General features: G+C 65.0%; 13 protein-coding genes. 9 read left to right on the forward strand and 4 right to left on the reverse strand.

Annotated elements, in window-relative coordinates; all coding sequences use genetic code 11:
* Positions 1-93: 93 nt before the first annotated feature.
* From BRA1417_RS0125885 to BRA1417_RS0125900, 3 genes are all read left to right on the forward strand, one after another.
* Complete coding sequence (locus BRA1417_RS0125885) at positions 94-678, forward strand: CoA-binding protein (RefSeq protein ID WP_027518293.1); 585 nt, start codon at positions 94-96, stop codon at positions 676-678.
* A gap of 138 nt (positions 679-816) precedes the next feature.
* The gene (locus tag BRA1417_RS0125895; RefSeq protein ID WP_007611036.1) at positions 817-2,097 is read left to right on the forward strand and encodes an O-acetylhomoserine aminocarboxypropyltransferase; all 1,281 of its coding nucleotides are present in this window, start codon (positions 817-819) and stop codon (positions 2,095-2,097) included.
* A 120-nt stretch (positions 2,098-2,217) separates the two neighbouring features.
* Complete coding sequence (locus BRA1417_RS0125900; protein ID WP_027518294.1) at positions 2,218-2,562, forward strand: hypothetical protein; 345 nt, start codon at positions 2,218-2,220, stop codon at positions 2,560-2,562.
* Positions 2,563-2,575: 13 nt separating this feature from the next.
* On the opposite strand, the gene BRA1417_RS0125905 is transcribed toward BRA1417_RS0125900, so the two are convergent.
* Entirely contained in the window at positions 2,576-3,658 is a 1,083-nt protein-coding gene (locus BRA1417_RS0125905; RefSeq protein ID WP_027518295.1) for a COX15/CtaA family protein, read from the reverse strand.
* A gap of 93 nt (positions 3,659-3,751) precedes the next feature.
* Here BRA1417_RS0125905 and BRA1417_RS0125910 point away from each other — a divergent pair, with 93 nt between their 5' ends.
* Positions 3,752-3,973, forward strand: coding sequence for a DUF2842 domain-containing protein (locus tag BRA1417_RS0125910; protein ID WP_027518296.1), 222 nt, complete (start codon positions 3,752-3,754; stop codon positions 3,971-3,973).
* On the opposite strand, the gene BRA1417_RS0125915 is transcribed toward BRA1417_RS0125910, so the two are convergent.
* Complete coding sequence (locus tag BRA1417_RS0125915; RefSeq protein WP_027518297.1) at positions 3,963-5,006, reverse strand: polysaccharide deacetylase family protein; 1,044 nt, start codon at positions 5,004-5,006, stop codon at positions 3,963-3,965. The genes BRA1417_RS0125910 and BRA1417_RS0125915 overlap by 11 nt on opposite strands.
* Positions 5,007-5,133: 127 nt before the next feature.
* Between BRA1417_RS0125915 and BRA1417_RS0125920 the strand changes: the two genes are divergently transcribed.
* Positions 5,134-6,315, forward strand: a complete 1,182-nt coding sequence (locus tag BRA1417_RS0125920; protein ID WP_027518298.1) for a GNAT family N-acetyltransferase — start codon at positions 5,134-5,136, stop codon at positions 6,313-6,315.
* A gap of 126 nt (positions 6,316-6,441) precedes the next feature.
* Here BRA1417_RS0125920 and BRA1417_RS0125925 read toward each other — a convergent pair whose 3' ends face one another.
* A complete protein-coding gene (locus tag BRA1417_RS0125925; protein WP_027518299.1) occupies positions 6,442-8,718 on the reverse strand; it encodes an exopolysaccharide transport family protein in 2,277 nt (758 codons plus the stop codon).
* Positions 8,719-8,921: 203 nt separating this feature from the next.
* On the opposite strand from BRA1417_RS0125925, the gene BRA1417_RS0125930 reads away from it, so the two are divergent.
* From BRA1417_RS0125930 to BRA1417_RS0125945, 3 genes are all read left to right on the forward strand, one after another.
* Complete coding sequence (locus BRA1417_RS0125930) at positions 8,922-10,055, forward strand: glycosyltransferase family 4 protein (RefSeq protein ID WP_027518300.1); 1,134 nt, start codon at positions 8,922-8,924, stop codon at positions 10,053-10,055.
* A 119-nt stretch (positions 10,056-10,174) separates the two neighbouring features.
* Positions 10,175-11,725 (forward strand): undecaprenyl-phosphate glucose phosphotransferase, encoded by a 1,551-nt coding sequence (locus BRA1417_RS0125935; protein ID WP_027518301.1) that lies wholly within the window; start codon positions 10,175-10,177, stop codon positions 11,723-11,725.
* A 163-nt stretch (positions 11,726-11,888) separates the two neighbouring features.
* Positions 11,889-13,145: an O-antigen ligase gene (locus BRA1417_RS0125945; protein WP_027518302.1), complete on the forward strand. Its 1,257-nt coding sequence runs from the start codon at positions 11,889-11,891 to the stop codon at positions 13,143-13,145.
* Here the strand turns inward: BRA1417_RS0125945 and BRA1417_RS0125950 are convergent.
* The gene (locus BRA1417_RS0125950; RefSeq protein WP_051448502.1) at positions 13,114-13,590 is read right to left on the reverse strand and encodes a MarR family transcriptional regulator; all 477 of its coding nucleotides are present in this window, start codon (positions 13,588-13,590) and stop codon (positions 13,114-13,116) included. The two genes, BRA1417_RS0125945 and BRA1417_RS0125950, sit on opposite strands and share 32 nt — an antisense overlap.
* Before the next feature lie 146 nt (positions 13,591-13,736).
* On the opposite strand from BRA1417_RS0125950, the gene BRA1417_RS0125955 reads away from it, so the two are divergent.
* Complete coding sequence (locus tag BRA1417_RS0125955; RefSeq protein ID WP_027518304.1) at positions 13,737-14,933, forward strand: FAD-dependent monooxygenase; 1,197 nt, start codon at positions 13,737-13,739, stop codon at positions 14,931-14,933.
* Positions 14,934-15,058 lie beyond the last annotated feature (125 nt).

Here is a 15,058-nt window from a genome sequence, read left to right on the forward strand (position 1 = left end):
GCGGCGTCTCGAAGGATAGAGGCCCGACTGCGGCTTCATGGTTCGAGACGCGCGTGCCGCGCTCCTCACCATGAGGGTCAGAGAAAGAAGAAGATGAACCACGACGCCTATCCCGACAATTACATCCGGGGCATCCTCAACAACGTGAAAACGATCGCGATGGTCGGCGCTTCGCCGGCCAACGTGCGGCCGAGCTATTTCGCGTTCAAATATCTGGCCCAGCGCGGCTACGACATGATCCCGGTCAATCCCGGCCATGTCGGCAAGGAGCTGCTCGGAAAACCGTTCGTCGCCTCGCTGTCCGACATCGGCCGTCCCGTCGACATGATCGACATTTTCCGCAACTCCAGCCACATCATGCCGGTGGTCGAGGAAGCCCTCACGCTCGATCCGCTGCCGATGGTGATCTGGATGCAGTTGGGGGCCCGCGACGATGCGGCGGCGCTGAAGGCGGAATCGGTCGGTATCAAGGTGGTGATGAACCGCTGCCCGAAGATCGAATATGGCCGCCTGTCGTCGGAGATCTCCTGGATGGGCGTCAATTCACGCACGCTGAGCTCCAAACGTGCCCCGGTGCCGACGCAGGGCATGCGGCTATCCCTCAATCGGATGAGTGTCGGCGGCGGCGACACCGCGGCATCGGACCGCGCCGCCAAGAACAAGAGCGAGCAAAGCTGACGCAGTTGCAAAGGTTTCATTTCGCGAACGCGACAATGCGTAGCACGATCGTTCCGATGTGAAGCCGCGTCTTGACGGCAGCCGCGGCGCCAATCAGCATGCCGCGCGATTTCAGACCACGAGAACAGGACGCCCTCAATGAGCGATCGCCTTCCGGGATTTTCGACCCTCGCCGTGCATGCCGGTGCACAGCCCGATCCCACCACCGGTGCGCGCGCGACTCCGATCTATCAAACGACGTCGTTCGTCTTCAACGACGCCGACCATGCCGCCTCCCTGTTCGGCCTGCAGGCGTTCGGCAACATCTATACCCGCATCGGCAATCCCACCAACGCCGTGCTGGAAGAGCGCGTCGCGGCGCTCGAAGGCGGCACGGCCGCGCTTGCGGTGGCCTCGGGCCATGCCGCGCAGGTCGTGGTGCTGCAGCAACTGCTCCAGCCGGGCGACGAGTTCATCGCCGCGCGAAAGCTCTATGGCGGCTCGATCAACCAGTTCACGCACGCGTTCAAGAGCTTCGGCTGGAACGTGGTGTGGGCCGATCCCGACGACATCGCGAGCTTCGAGCGCGCGGTGACGCCGCGCACCAAGGCGATCTTCATCGAGTCCATCGCCAATCCCGCCGGCAGCATCACCGACATCGAGGCGATCTCGACGGTGGCGCGCAAGGCGGGGGTCCCGCTCATCGTCGACAATACGCTGGCCTCGCCCTATCTGATCCGTCCCATCGATCACGGTGCCGACATCGTCGTGCACTCGCTGACGAAGTTTCTCGGCGGCCACGGCAATTCGATCGGCGGCATCATCGTCGACGCCGGCACCTTCGACTGGTCGACCGGCGGCAAATATCCGATGCTCTCCGAGCCACGGCCCGAATATCACGGCATCCGGCTGCAGGAGACATTTGGCAATTTCGCCTTCGCGATCGCCTGCCGCGTGCTCGGCCTGCGCGACCTCGGACCGGCGCTGTCGCCGTTCAACGCCTTCATGATCCTCACCGGCATCGAGACATTGCCGCTGCGCATGCAGAAGCACTGCGACAATGCGAAAGCGGTTGCCGAATTCCTCGCCGGCCATCCGGCGGTGGCCGCGGTGAACTATGCCGGCCTTGCAAGCGACAAGTACAACCAGCTCGCGCGCAAATACGCTCCGAAGGGCGCCGGCGCCGTGTTCACCTTCAGCCTGAAGGGCGGCTACGATGCCGGCGTCAGCCTGGTGTCGAAGTTGCAGCTGTTCTCGCATCTGGCCAATGTCGGCGACACCCGCTCCCTGGTGATCCATCCGGCCTCGACCACGCACAGTCAGCTCGACGACGCTGCCAAGATCAAGTCCGGCGCCGGCCCCGACGTGGTGCGGCTCTCGATCGGCATCGAGGACAAGGAAGATTTGATCGCCGATCTGGAACAGGCGCTGGGCGCGTAGCTGTCCTGGACCATCCGGGGCGCTTCGGTGTGCCCCGGAAGTCCGGCTCCAGTTAACAGTCATTAACCATATCTGCCGCATACATCGTCACTGGATCGCCTTTTTGATTCGGAGCCGACGATGCTGCGCTGGATGGTGCCTGCCCTTACGGCGATGCTGACGGTCTCAGCTGCGATTGCTGCCGATTTGCCGGCCACGCCCAAGCGGCGGGCCGCCGTTCCGTCACGGGAGCCGCCGCAGGTCTATGTCGAGACGGATCCGGATGCGCTGATCTCGCCGGCCTATGGCATCGGCAGCTACATCCGCAATTTGCCGGGGACCCCACTGCTGCCGGGCTCGCACACGCTGCCGGGCTATTACGGCCGCCCCTGGGATTACGATTACCAGGGCGCGTATTACGGCGGGAAGCAGGTCGATTATTTCTGGCGCCTGCCCTATTCGTGCGGCATCTACGGCTATTGCTGAAGAAGAGATCCGATCAGCCGGCCTGACCGACGGGAACCGCGCGCGGCTGCGCTTCGGTTGCGCCACGCGTCGCTAGCCGCTCGGTCTGCGTCACCACAAGCGTCAGCACCACGATCGCGACCGCCTGATGCGCGAGCGCGAGGTCAATCGGCACCTGGTTGAGCAGCGTGAGGATGCCGAGCAATGCTTGCAGGCTGACCGCGGCGAACAGCAAGAGCGCGCCGCTCGCCGCAGATCCCGCGCGTGAACGCACCGCATCGAACGCGTGCAACGCCGCCAGCGCGAACAGCGCATAGGCCGTCATGCGGTGCTCGAACTGCACCGTCAGCACATTGTCGAACATGTTGCGCCACCACGGCGTCTCGAACCACAGCCGCTCACCTGAGGGAATGAACGCGCCGTCGATCTGCGGCCAGGTGTTGTAGGCGCGGCCGGCGCGTAGGCCCGCAACCAGCGCACCGAAATAGATCTGGATGAAGGTCACGACCAGGAGCAAGGCGCTCGTGAAGCGCAGCCGCGAGGGTGCTGCGATCGGCGGACGCTCGGCGAGCCGCCGCACCGTCCAGACGATGCCGGCGAAGATCACGAGCGCGAGCACGAGATGCGTCGCCAGCCGATATTGCGACACCTCGACGCGCTCAGACAGCCCCGAGGCCACCATCCACCACCCCACCGCGCCCTGGAGCCCGCCGAGCCCGAACAACAGCCACAGCCGCCGCTTCAACTCGCCGGACAGACCGCCGCGCCAGAGGAAGAACAGGAATGGGAGCAGATAGGCGACGCCGATGAAACGGCCGAGCAGCCGATGGCTCCATTCCCACCAGAATATCTCCTTGAACTCGGACAGGCTCATGCCGGCGTTGAGCTCGCGATATTGCGGGATTTTCTTGTAGGCCTCGAAGGCCGCCGTCCACTGCGCTTCCGAGAGGGGCGGCACGCTGCCCGTGACCGGCTTCCACTCGACGATCGAGAGCCCGGATTCCGTCAGCCGCGTCGCGCCGCCGACCAGCACCATCAGCGCGATCAGCGCAGCCACCGAGATCAGCCACCAGCGCACGGCGCGATGCGGCTCGGACGGGGCGGAAATCGTCGTCATGCGAGGCAAAACCAGAGCTTGAACGGGACTGCGTGCCCCTTATAGTCCCCCGCTCCCGCAGCGCAAGTTACGCGAAAGCCGCGATATTCCGCCATGACGATCCGCACCCGCAAGTTCCTCGGCACCATCCTGCTCCTGGTGCTCGCAACCGCCTGGGCCCTGCTCGGCATGGCGCTGGCGCAGATGCCGTGGATCGCCGAGTCCGGCTGGCGGCAGGCGATCTATTACGTGGTGGTCGGCATGGGCTGGGTGCTGCCCGCGATGCCGATCGTGAGCTGGATGCAGCGGCCCGACCGCGCGAAAACTAGCTCGTAGTTCCGCCCGTCGGCTTCACCGGCGCAAAAGCAACCCCCGACACCAGCACCCGCATGATGCGCAGCGAGCGCACCCGGCCATCCCAGGAAACGCGCGGCAGCGCGCGCAGATTGGTGCGTCCCTCCGCGTCCACCACGCCCGGGATCGTCGTCACCGCGCTGGCAAAGCCGGCCTCCTCCGCCATGATGACATGGCTGCGCCGGAACGAGGCGCGATCGCCGAACGGAAAGGCGAGATGCCGGATGTCGCGATCGAACGCCGCTTCCGCCACCGCCTTGCCCATCGTCATCTCGCGCAGCGCGGCCGCATCCTTCATGTTGGCGAGAACGGGATAGTTCACGGTCGCACTGCCGATCGTCACCAGCGGGTCGGCCGCAAGCCTCACCAGATCCTCCCAATTCATCGATGCCTCGCGTGAGAGCGCGGCAAGGTCGACCCGGTAGCGCGTGCAGAGGTCTGCGATCGCAGCCGACACATCCGCCGGCGGCAGCGAGCGCAGCCAGGCATCGAGGAACGAAAACAGCGCCTGCTTCTCGGCGTTGCCAGTCACAGTGAAGCGCTGCTCCTTCTCGCCCATCATCAGGCTGACACGGCTCTCGCGCGCGATCACCTGTTCGAGTCCGAGCCACCAGGCCTCACCGACGCCGTCGGGAAATGCCGTGGGCACATAGATCGTGAAGGGCACGGCGTGGCGCGCCAGCACCGGATAGGCAAAGTCGATCAGGTCCTTGCCGGCGCCGTCGAAGGTGAGTGCCACGAAGCGCCGGTGTTCCGGCAGCGTCACCGCGCGCCGGCAGACCTCGTCCATGCCGACAAAATCATACTTCCACCGCTTCAGTGCGCGAATGGCGCGATTGAGGAAGTGGGGCGTGATCTCGTTCTCGCGCAGCGGCTGAAACCCGCCGCGCCGCCGCGGCCGCACATGCGCAAAGCGCAGGATGGCGCCGGCACCACGGCTGCGTAGCGCAGCCTGGCCCGTGAACCAGGTCAGCTCGAGGCGCAGCCGTTCCAGCCATCTGTCGTCGGATGCCAATGTCCCACCTCGCGCCCGTCGGCGGCCGTTCCCCCTCTTATAGTCATTACTCTTTGTTGACATTTCTTTGCAAAGGTCGGCCACAGGCCGAATTACGCATATTTTTGATTTCTCGACAGGTTCGCGAATGACCATGGCTGCGGCGATGCAAAGCCGGACGGCAGAATTGCCAGCGCGGTCGAAAGCGGGCCGCATCGCGCATGTCGATATCGTGACCGATCTCGGCGCGGCCGAGGCCGTCTGGCGCGCCTTCGAGCAGCCCGGTCACCTCTTCACGCCCTATCAGCGGTTTGATCTGCTCAGTCCCTGGCAGCGTCTGGTCGGCGAGCACGAACGCGCCCGTCCTTTCATCGTCGTCGCCCGCGACGCCGAGCATCAACCGCTGCTGCTGCTGCCGCTCTCGCTGCGCCAAAACCACGGCGTGCGCACGGCCTGCTTCATGGGCGGCAAGCATACGACCTTCAACATGGGCCTGTGGAACGCCGAATTTGCAGCGCAGGTCGCCATCGGCGATCTCGACGCGCTGTTTGCGCCGCTTGGCGAGCATGCCGACGTGCTCGCATTGACGCAGCAGCCGCTGCACTGGAACGACCAGCAGAACCCGTTCGCGCATTTGCCGCGCCAGAGCGCGATCAACGGCTGCCCTCTGCTCACGATGGAGCCGGGCGGCCCGCCGGCATCGCGGATCAGCAACTCCTTCCGCCGCCGCCTCAAGAGCAAGGAGAAGAAGCTCCAGGCGCTCGCCGGCTATCGCTATCATTCGGCGACGACCGACGCGGACATCACCCGCCTGCTCGACTGGTTCTTCCGCGTCAAGCCGGCGCGGATGGCCGAACAGAAGCTTCCCAACGTCTTCGCCGAGCCCGGCGTCGAGCAATTCGTCCGCAGCGCCTGCCTTGCGCCGCGCGGTGACGGCCGCGTCATCGACATCCACGCGCTCGAATGCGACGAGGAGGTGATCGCGATCTTCGCCGGCGTCGCCGACGGCCAGCGCTTCTCGATGATGTTCAACACCTACACGATGTCCGAGCACGCCCGCTACAGCCCCGGGCTGATCCTGATGCGCTACATCATCGACCGCTGCGCCGAGCGCGGCTACCGCTCGCTCGACCTCGGCATCGGCTCGGACGAGTACAAGCGGATGTTCTGCAAGGACGACCAGGACATCTTCGACAGTTTCGTTCCGCTCACGTCACGCGGAAAACTCGCGGCGATGGCGATGTCCTCGCTGAGCCACGGCAAGCGGCTGGTGAAGCAGAATCAGATGCTGTTCGACCTGGCCCAGCGGCTGCGGCGGGCGTTCGGGTAGCTCTCGCCATTTGCACGACTGCCCTCCCTTCTCCCCTTGTGGGAGAAGGTGGCGCGAAGCACCGGATGAGGGGTTGTATCAGCAAATCAAAATGCGAGAGGCACGCGCGGAGAGAGTAAGAAACGCCTACGCCGCCACGACGCGCGGCGCGTCCCTCGCGTCCGACGGCTGCACGGACCTGCTCAGCATCGTCACTTCGCTGAAGCCGACGGCGCCGAGCTGCTCGCACATCAGTGCGCGCGCATCCGGCGCCATCGTGGCGTCGGGCACCACGACGGCGCGGGCATTCGCCGTCAGGAGCTCGGCCGGGAGGTCGGAGGCACTGCCGGCATCGAGCAGCACGTGGTCGTAGGCGCGCAGCAGCGCGTCGATCGCGAGCGTCACGCGCGGCGACTGCAACAGGCTGCGATCGAAGCCGGGACGGCCGGCCATGACCAGATGCAGCCGCGAGAGCTTGTCCCGGGTGATGATCTGCGCGAACGACGCTTCGCCCTGCATCAGTTCGGCAAGGCCGGGCGCCGAGGCATCGACGGACACGGCGGCCATGGTCGGCGAGGACGCGGCGAGATCGACCACGACGACCCGCGCATCGCGCGCGAGATGCCGGGCCAATGTCAGCGTCGACAGCGTGATGGCTTCGCCGCTCGCGGTGCCGAGCACCGTGACTTTCTTCGCCACGGCCCCGGCGGCGCGCAGGCTGTCGGCCAGGTGCTCGATCTCTGCGAACTCGGTGACATCGGCATCGGCCGTCATCTCCGGCTGAAGCGGCGCCGGTTCTGCCATGACTGTATCGAGGACCGGATCGACGAAAGGCTCGACGACCGCCGGTTGAACGATTTGTTCCTGGCGAGCCGACGCCCGCGTGAGCGCTGGCGTGAACACCGCGACCGCACGGGGCGCAGTCTGGCGCAACAATTCTCCTGTGACGACGACGCCGGACGAGAGCAGCAGTGTCGCGATCGTCGCGATCAGCACGATCGGCAGCTTCTTCGGATAGGCCGGCGTGTTCGAGACGACGGCGCGCGAGATGATGCGGCCATCCGTCGGCGCGGTGTCGATGGTCTCGCGGGTGTTGGCTTCACGGTACTTCGCGAGATAGGTTTCGAGCAGGTCCCGCTGTGCCTTGGCCTCACGCTCGAGGGCGCGGAGCTGCACGTCCTGGCCGTTGGTGGCCGTCGCCTGCTTCTTGAGCTGCTCGAGGCTTGCGGACAATTCCTGAACGCGGCCGCTGGCGGCGCGCGCGTCGTTTTCCAGCGTGCGGGCGAGCTTGGCGGCCTCGTCGCGGATCTGGGTGTCGAGATCGGCGAGCTGCGCCTTCAATTCCTTGATGCGCGGATGGTTGCCAAGCAATGTCGAGGATTGCTCGGCCAGCTGCGCCCGCAACGCCACGCGCTGCTGCGAAGGCGTGCGCATCGATTCCGAGTTCAAAATTTCCGACGATTCGATCGGCTTGCCGCTCTGGATCATTTCGCGGATCAGGCGCGCCTTGGACTCGGCATCGGCCTTGAGCGCGCGCGCATTGTTGAGCTGAGTGTTGACCTCGCCCATCTGCTGGTTCGACAGTGTCGTGTTGTTGGTGCCGACGAACAGGCTCGACTTGGAGCGGAAGTCCTCGGCCTTCGCTTCGGCTTCGGAGACATTCCGTCGCAGCTCGTCGATCCTGCCGGCATACCACTGGCTGGCGTTTCGGGCCTGATCCTGGCGCGCATCCTGCTGGAGCACGAGATAGCCATCGGCGATCGAATTGGCGACGCGCACGGCGAGATCGGGATCGGCAGACTGGAATTCGATCACGATGACACGCGACTTGTCGACGGCGTAGGCCTGAAGGCGCTCGTAATAGGCGTCGAGCACCCGCTCTTCCGGCGTCATCGAGAACGGATCGCGGCCGATGCCGACCAGCGCCGCAAGCGATTTCAGCGGCGAAATGCCTTGCAGCACCGGATCGAACTCGGGCCGCTCCGCAAGCTTGTTCTTCTTGATGATCTCGCGCGCGAGATCGCGCGACAGCACGAGCTGCACCTGGCTGGTGACGGCTTCGGCGTCGAGCGCCTGCCGTTCCTCGGCGCGATCGCTGTTGGGGCGCAGAAACACGTTCTCGCGGCCGTCGATCAGGATGCGGGATTCAGACTTGTAGCGCGGTGTGATGAGATTGACGATCGCGATGGACGCGACGAGCGCCAGCACCGTCGGCACAATGATCCAGCGGCGCTTGCGCGCCAATGCCGCACCGAGCGCGTGCAGGTCGATGTCGCCGGGTTCGACGGGCGCCGGCCGCGGAGCAATGGGCGCAGGCTTCGCTTCAATCCGGGGCTCGAGTTCGGCCCGCTTGGCTGCGACCTTCGAGACAGCCCGCTCGACCACCGCCTTGTCCTTGCCGGCACGCCAGAACGCTAAACGCATCGAACACTCCCGCAGGCGCAACGCCACGAACCTACCTCAACCGGGGTGATTACACTCCATTAAGGTTGCCGCTGGGTTAATCGCGGCGTGCCGCACCTCGCACACGCATGTCCGTCACCGTTTGTTAACCACGAGGGCTCTTAATCCGTCTCGATATTTCGTGAGATTGTTCGAGCATTCGCCGTCGAGCGCTGGTTTTGATCATGCCCCCCTCTCCCGACCAGCCGCTTCGCATCCTGCACGCCGTACGCGCTCCGGTCGGCGGCATCTTCCGCCACATCCTCGACGTCGCCAACGGCCAGGTCGATCGTGGCCATCATGTCGGCATCCTCGCCGACAGTCTCACCGGCGGTGAGCGTGCCGACAAGGCCCTTGCCGAGCTCGCACCGCGGCTGAAGCTCGGCGTGCACCGGATGGCGATCCGCCGCGAACCCTCGCCCGACGATGTCCTGGTCTGGTTCCGCTTGCGGCGCCTGATCGCCACGCTCAAGCCCAACGTCATGCATGGCCACGGCGCCAAGGCCGGCGCTTTCATCCGGATGCGGCGACGATCCGACGACACCATCCGCATCTACACCCCGCATGGCGGCTCGTTGCATTATCCCCTCAACACCCTCAAGGGCGAGTTTTACGCGCGGCTCGAGCGTACGCTGATGGACGCGACCGACCTGTTCCTGTTCGAAAGCGCGTTTGCCCGCGACACCTATCAGCGCATCGTCGGCAAGCCGAAGGGCGTGGTGCATTGCGTCTTCAACGGCGTGACGCCGGAGGAATTCGAACCTGTCGTCATGGCCGACGATGCCACCGACCTCGCTTATGTCGGTGAGTTCAGGCACATCAAGGGCGCCGATCTGCTGGTCGACGCGGTGGCGCGCCTGCACGAGGGCGGCAAGAAGGTCACGTTGACGCTCGGCGGCGATGGCGAGGAGACCGCGGCGCTGAAAGCGCAAGTCGAGCGGCTCGGCCTCTCCAGCGCCATCCGCTTCATCGGTCACGTCAAGGCACGTTACGGCTTCTCCAAGGGGCGGCTGCTGGTCGTTCCCTCGCGTGGCGATTCCATGCCCTATGTCGTGATCGAGGCCGGTGCCGCCGGCATTCCGATGATCGCATCCAAGATTGGCGGAATTCCCGAGATTTTCGGCGCGGAGAACCCGGCGCTGTTTGCGCCCAGCAACGCGGAGGCCATGGCGGAAGCGATTGCCACTGCGCTCGACAATCCGCAGGGAACAGCGCAGCGCGCCTCGTCCCTTCGCGAGCGCATCTCCGCGCATTTCTCCCAACAGGCGATGGTCGATGGCGTGATCGCGGGCTATCGCGACGCATTTGCCAATCATTAACCATCCTTAAGGCCGCTTTAGAGAATCTTCCGATTTGTCCGATAATCCAAGGGCCAGGGGATGCTCGCCCGAGGCGCAAGGACGCGGCCCGCGGGTTTTTGGAATGGACGTGGACGCCCGTGGAACCGCTCAACGCACGCTCGATGCTCGATGCCGCGACCAGCGCCGCGGCGAAGCCGGCTGACCGGCCCTTTGTGGAGCGGCGTCAACGGCTCTCGCCCGCCGCGCTCGACGTCGTCAACCAGAAGGTCGCCCGCGCCTATTCACCGATCGTGATCACCGGCTTCGTACGCCTCGCCGATTTCGCGCTGCTGAGCCTCGTCGGCATCGTCCTGTATCTCGGCTATGTGATGCCGCACGCCGGCGCCTTCAGCTGGATCTATCCCGCGCAGGTCATCGCCGTCGCGGTTTCCGCCGTGATTTGCTTCCAGGCTGCCGACATCTACCAGGTGCAGCTGTTCCGCGGTCAGCTCCGACAGATGACGCGGATGATCTCGTCCTGGTCGTTCGTCTTCCTGCTGTTCATCGGCATCTCCTTCTTCGCCAAATTCGGCAGCGAAATATCGCGGCTGTGGCTTGCCGCCTTTTACGTCCTCGGGCTCGCCGCGCTCCTCTGCGAGCGTCTGGTGCTGCGCTCGCTGGTGCGCGCCTGGGGGCGCGAGGGCCGGCTCGACCGCCGCACCATCATCGTCGGTTCCGACCGCAACGGCGAGCAATTGGTCGAGGCGCTGAAGGAGCAGGAGGATTCCGACATCCACGTGCTCGGCGTATTCGACGACCGCAACGACAGCCGTGCGCTCGACACCTGTGCCGGCGCGCGCAAGCTCGGCAAGGTCGACGACATCGTCGAGTTCGCCCGCCGCACCCGCGTCGATCTGGTGCTGTTCGCGCTACCGATCTCCGCCGAGACGCGCATCCTGGAGATGCTGAAGAAGCTCTGGGTGCTGCCGGTGGACATCCGCCTCTCCGCACACACCAACAAGCTGCGCTTCCGCCCCCGCTCCTATTCCTATATCGGCGAGGTGCCGACGCTGGACGTGTTCGAGGCGCCGATCACCGACTGGGACCTGGTGATGAAATGGCTGTTCGACCGCGTCGTCGGCGCCCTCGCGCTGCTCGTGGCCTTGCCGGTGATGGGATTGGTGGCGCTGGCCGTGAAGCTCGACAGCCCCGGCCCAGTGCTGTTCCGCCAAAAGCGCTTCGGCTTCAACAACGAGCGCATCGACGTCTACAAGTTCCGCTCGATGTACCATCATCAGGCGGATCCGACGGCCTCGAAGGTCGTGACCAAGAACGACTCGCGCGTCACCCGCGTCGGCCGCTTCATCCGCAAGACCAGCCTCGACGAGCTGCCGCAGCTCTTCAACGTGGTCTTCTCCGGCGATCTCTCTTTGGTCGGCCCGCGTCCGCATGCGGTGCAGGGCAAGCTGCAGAGCCGCCTGTTCGACGAAGCCGTCGACGGCTATTTCGCCCGCCACCGGGTCAAGCCCGGCATCACCGGCTGGGCCCAGATCAACGGCTGGCGTGGCGAGATCGACAATGAAGAGAAGATCCAGAAACGCGTCGAGTTCGACCTCTATTACATCGAGAACTGGTCGGTGCTGTTCGATCTCGTCATTCTGCTGAAGACGCCGATCTCGCTGCTGACCAAAAACGAGAACGCGTATTGAGTTGATCTTTTCTGTCATGCCCCGGCTTGACCGGGGCATCCAGTACGCCGCGGCGCCAGCCGAGTCCGCAATAGACGCCGCGGAGTACTGGATCGCCCGGTCAAGCCGGGCGATGACAGCGGTATTTGTGAGCGTACCAGTTGCGTAAACGTATGAGCGTATGATGGCGTATGCGGCAACAGCCGGGGAGATGAATGCAGCGGTTCGCGCTGCGCCCGGCGTGCTGGCCCTCCAGCGCGCGCTGGTCTGGCTGGTCGGCGCCTCCGGCGCGATCGTCTTCATCGAGCCGAGCCCCTACGAGATCGTGACGCTGCTGGCCACCGTCACCTTCTTCGCCACCGGCCTGCGTCTGCGGCTCGCTCTGATGCCGCTGGTGCTGATGCTGGTCCTGCTCAATATCGGCTACACGATCAGCGCGATCCCGCTGTTCGAGCAGTCCGAGGTGGTGAGCTGGATTGCGACCTCCTGGTACATGGCGGTGACCGTCGTGTTCTTCGCCATGGTCACGTCGGAGGACACCGCGGCCCGGCTCGACATGCTCCGCCGCGGGCTCGTGGTCGGCGCGATGGTCGCTTCGCTGTTGGCGGTCGCCGGCTACTTCCACCTCGTTCCCGGCGGCGATGACCTCCTCACACTGTACGGACGCGCGCGCGGCACCTTCAAGGACCCGAACGTGCTCGGCGCCTTCCTGATCCTGCCGGCATTGTTCTCGCTGCAGAGCGTCGTCTCCGACAAGTTCGGCAAGGCGTTCCGCAACGTCATCGCCTTCGGCATCATGTCGCTGGCGATCCTGCTCGCGTTCTCCCGGGCCGCCTGGGGTGGGCTGGTGCTGACATCCGCCTTCATGCTGGCGCTGATGGTGCTGACCAGCCGCACCAACGCGCAGCGCTCGCGCATCATCGTCATGGCCATCCTGGCCGCGGTGCTGGGCCTCGCGCTGATCGCCGTGTTGATGTCGTTCGACTCCACCGCCGAGATGTTCAAGCAACGCGCGAGCTTCGACCAGAGCTATGACGAAGGCAGGTTCGGCCGGTTCGGCCGGCACATCCTGGGAGCGGAGATGGCGCTCGACCTGCCGTTCGGCATCGGCCCTCTGCAATTTCACCGCTTCTTCCCCGAGGACACCCACAATTCCTATCTCAACGCCTTCATGTCGGGCGGCTGGCTGTCCGGCATCTGCTATCCCGCGCTGGTCTTCACGACGGTCATCATGGGTGTCAGGCACATCTTCGTGCCGGTGCCCTGGCAGCGCGCTTATCTCGCAGTGTTCTCCGCCTTCGTCGGCACCGTTGGCGAAAGTTTTGTGATCGACACCGACCACTGGCGGCACTTCTGGATGATGCTGGGCGCGATGTGGGGCATGATCGCGGCCGCGCAGATCTACAAGTCTAGGGCTGGCGACGAAGCTTCTTCAGCTTGAGATCGGGGCGTTTCTCCGGCGGCGTGTCGAGCAGGCCCTTCAGCGCCGCGGTCGCCGCCAGCACGCCCTTATAACCCTCATTGGCGAAGCGCAGCAGCAGGCGCAATTCCTGGTCGGAATAGCTGCCAAAAACCTTCTCCATTGCCTGCTGCATCGGCACGTAGAACTGGCCGAGCCTCTCTATCGCCTCCGGCACGACGGCAATGAAGACCTTGCGACGGTCGGCATCGTCGCGCTCACGACGCACCAGGCCTGCCTTTTCGAGCCGGTCGACCACGCCCGTAATGGCCCCCGTCGTGAGCCCCGTGACTTCGGCGAGCCGGCCGGCGGTGACACGGCCTTCGAGATACAGGATGTCCATGCATTCGAGGTCGGAATTGGCAATTCCGGCGACGTTCGCAACGGTCTGGCCATAGAGCACGCCCTGCGCGGACGACCTGCGCATCGCCTCCTCGAGCTCCTGCAGCAGCGCGGCGCGCGCTTTCGTCCTTGACAAGGCAGACCTCGTATCTTAGTGGGTAGATATCTTAGCAACTAAGAGATTTAGCAACCGTAATTCTCATAGCACCACGGAAACGTCGGGAGCAAGCCATGTCCTATCGTCCCCGAAAGGCCCTGATCATCGGCGCCGGCATCGCCGGCCCCGTGACGGCGATCCTGCTGCGCCGCGCCGGCATCGAGTCCGCCATCTACGAGGCTTGGCCCTATTCGAAAGGCATCGGCGGCGGCCTTCAGATCGCGCCGAACGGCATGCAGGTCATGGACGAGATCGGCCTTTCGAACGAGCTGATCAGCCGCGGCTCGATCGCGGAATCGTTCGACTTCTATTCGCAAGCCGGAGAGCGGCTCGGCTCGATCAATCGCGACATGGCGCGCCGTTTCGGCCAGCCCGCGGTCAATGTCTGCCGCGCCACGCTGAACGAGATGCTGATCGACAAGGCCTGGTGCGCGTGCGTTTCACTCTATTTCGAGAAGCGCCTGATCAAGATCGAGGATCGCGGCGACCAGCCGATCATCGCCTACTTCGCCGACGGCACCACGGCTGAAGGCGACTTCCTGATCGGCGCCGACGGCGTGCACTCGGTGGCGCGGCGCCAAGTGGTGCCCGACGGGCCGCAACCGTTCGACACCGGACTGATCGGCTTCGGCGGTTTCGTGCCGCACGCCGTCCTCGACGGCCGGCCGATCGGCCGTCACGTCGAGACCACGTTCGGGCAGAGCGGCTTCTTCGGCTACGGCTATTGCAGTCCCGATCCGAACGACGGCGTGATGTGGTGGAGCACGCAGCCGGCGCACGGCATGGACGCGGCGATGTTTCGCGCGCTCGACCGTGCAACGCTGAAGCAGCACCTGCGCGGCTTCCACCGCGGCTGGCACGATCCGATCCCTGGCATCATCGAGGCAGCCGAGAACATCGTGGTCACCGACACGCTCGACGTCGCCACCCTGCCGACCTGGTCGCGCAAGCGCTCGCTGCTGATCGGCGATGCCGCCCATGCGACCAGCCCCCATGCCGGCCAGGGCGCCTCGCTCGCGCTGGAGGATGCGATGCGGCTCGCCCGGTTGATGCAGCAAGGCCAGGAGCTCGGCGCCACCTTCCAGGCCTTCGAGGCCGAACGGCGCCCGCGCACGGAAAAGATCGTCGCCATGGCCCGCCGCAACGGCAACAACAAGCGCGAATTCAGCGCCACTGGCGCGTGGATCCGCAACCAGATGATGAAGTGGCTGCTGCCGCTGGGCGCAAAGAGCATGGATTTCATGTACGCGTATGACGCGCGGGCTGTGTAGCTTCTTTCTCTCCCTCGCCCCGTTCTTACGGGGAGAGGGTTGGGGTGAGGGGCTGCTTCCGCGAAAGCGGTGAGAGTTGGACTCGCGGAGAGTCCCCTCACCCGGAATTTGCTGCGCAAATCCCG

It is taken from the genome of Bradyrhizobium sp. WSM1417, from assembly GCF_000515415.1.
In the GTDB taxonomy this organism is placed as follows: domain Bacteria; phylum Pseudomonadota; class Alphaproteobacteria; order Rhizobiales; family Xanthobacteraceae; genus Bradyrhizobium.

What these genes read in the sequence shown, in the direction of transcription:
- BRA1417_RS0125885 (WP_027518293.1), top strand. Translation starts at nt 94, where the DNA reads ATGAACCACGACGCCTATCCCGACAATTACATCCGGGGCATCCTCAAC.
- BRA1417_RS0125895 (WP_007611036.1), top strand. Translation starts at nt 817, where the DNA reads ATGAGCGATCGCCTTCCGGGATTTTCGACCCTCGCCGTGCATGCCGGT.
- BRA1417_RS0125900 (WP_027518294.1), top strand. Translation starts at nt 2,218, where the DNA reads ATGCTGCGCTGGATGGTGCCTGCCCTTACGGCGATGCTGACGGTCTCA.
- BRA1417_RS0125905 (WP_027518295.1), bottom strand. Translation starts at nt 3,658, where the DNA reads ATGACGACGATTTCCGCCCCGTCCGAGCCGCATCGCGCCGTGCGCTGG.
- BRA1417_RS0125910 (WP_027518296.1), top strand. Translation starts at nt 3,752, where the DNA reads ATGACGATCCGCACCCGCAAGTTCCTCGGCACCATCCTGCTCCTGGTG.
- BRA1417_RS0125920 (WP_027518298.1), top strand. Translation starts at nt 5,134, where the DNA reads ATGACCATGGCTGCGGCGATGCAAAGCCGGACGGCAGAATTGCCAGCG.
- BRA1417_RS0125925 (WP_027518299.1), bottom strand. Translation starts at nt 8,718, where the DNA reads ATGCGTTTAGCGTTCTGGCGTGCCGGCAAGGACAAGGCGGTGGTCGAG.
- BRA1417_RS0125930 (WP_027518300.1), top strand. Translation starts at nt 8,922, where the DNA reads ATGCCCCCCTCTCCCGACCAGCCGCTTCGCATCCTGCACGCCGTACGC.
- BRA1417_RS0125945 (WP_027518302.1), top strand. Translation starts at nt 11,889, where the DNA reads ATGGCGTATGCGGCAACAGCCGGGGAGATGAATGCAGCGGTTCGCGCT.
- BRA1417_RS0125950 (WP_051448502.1), bottom strand. Translation starts at nt 13,590, where the DNA reads ATGCGCAGGTCGTCCGCGCAGGGCGTGCTCTATGGCCAGACCGTTGCG.
- BRA1417_RS0125955 (WP_027518304.1), top strand. Translation starts at nt 13,737, where the DNA reads ATGTCCTATCGTCCCCGAAAGGCCCTGATCATCGGCGCCGGCATCGCC.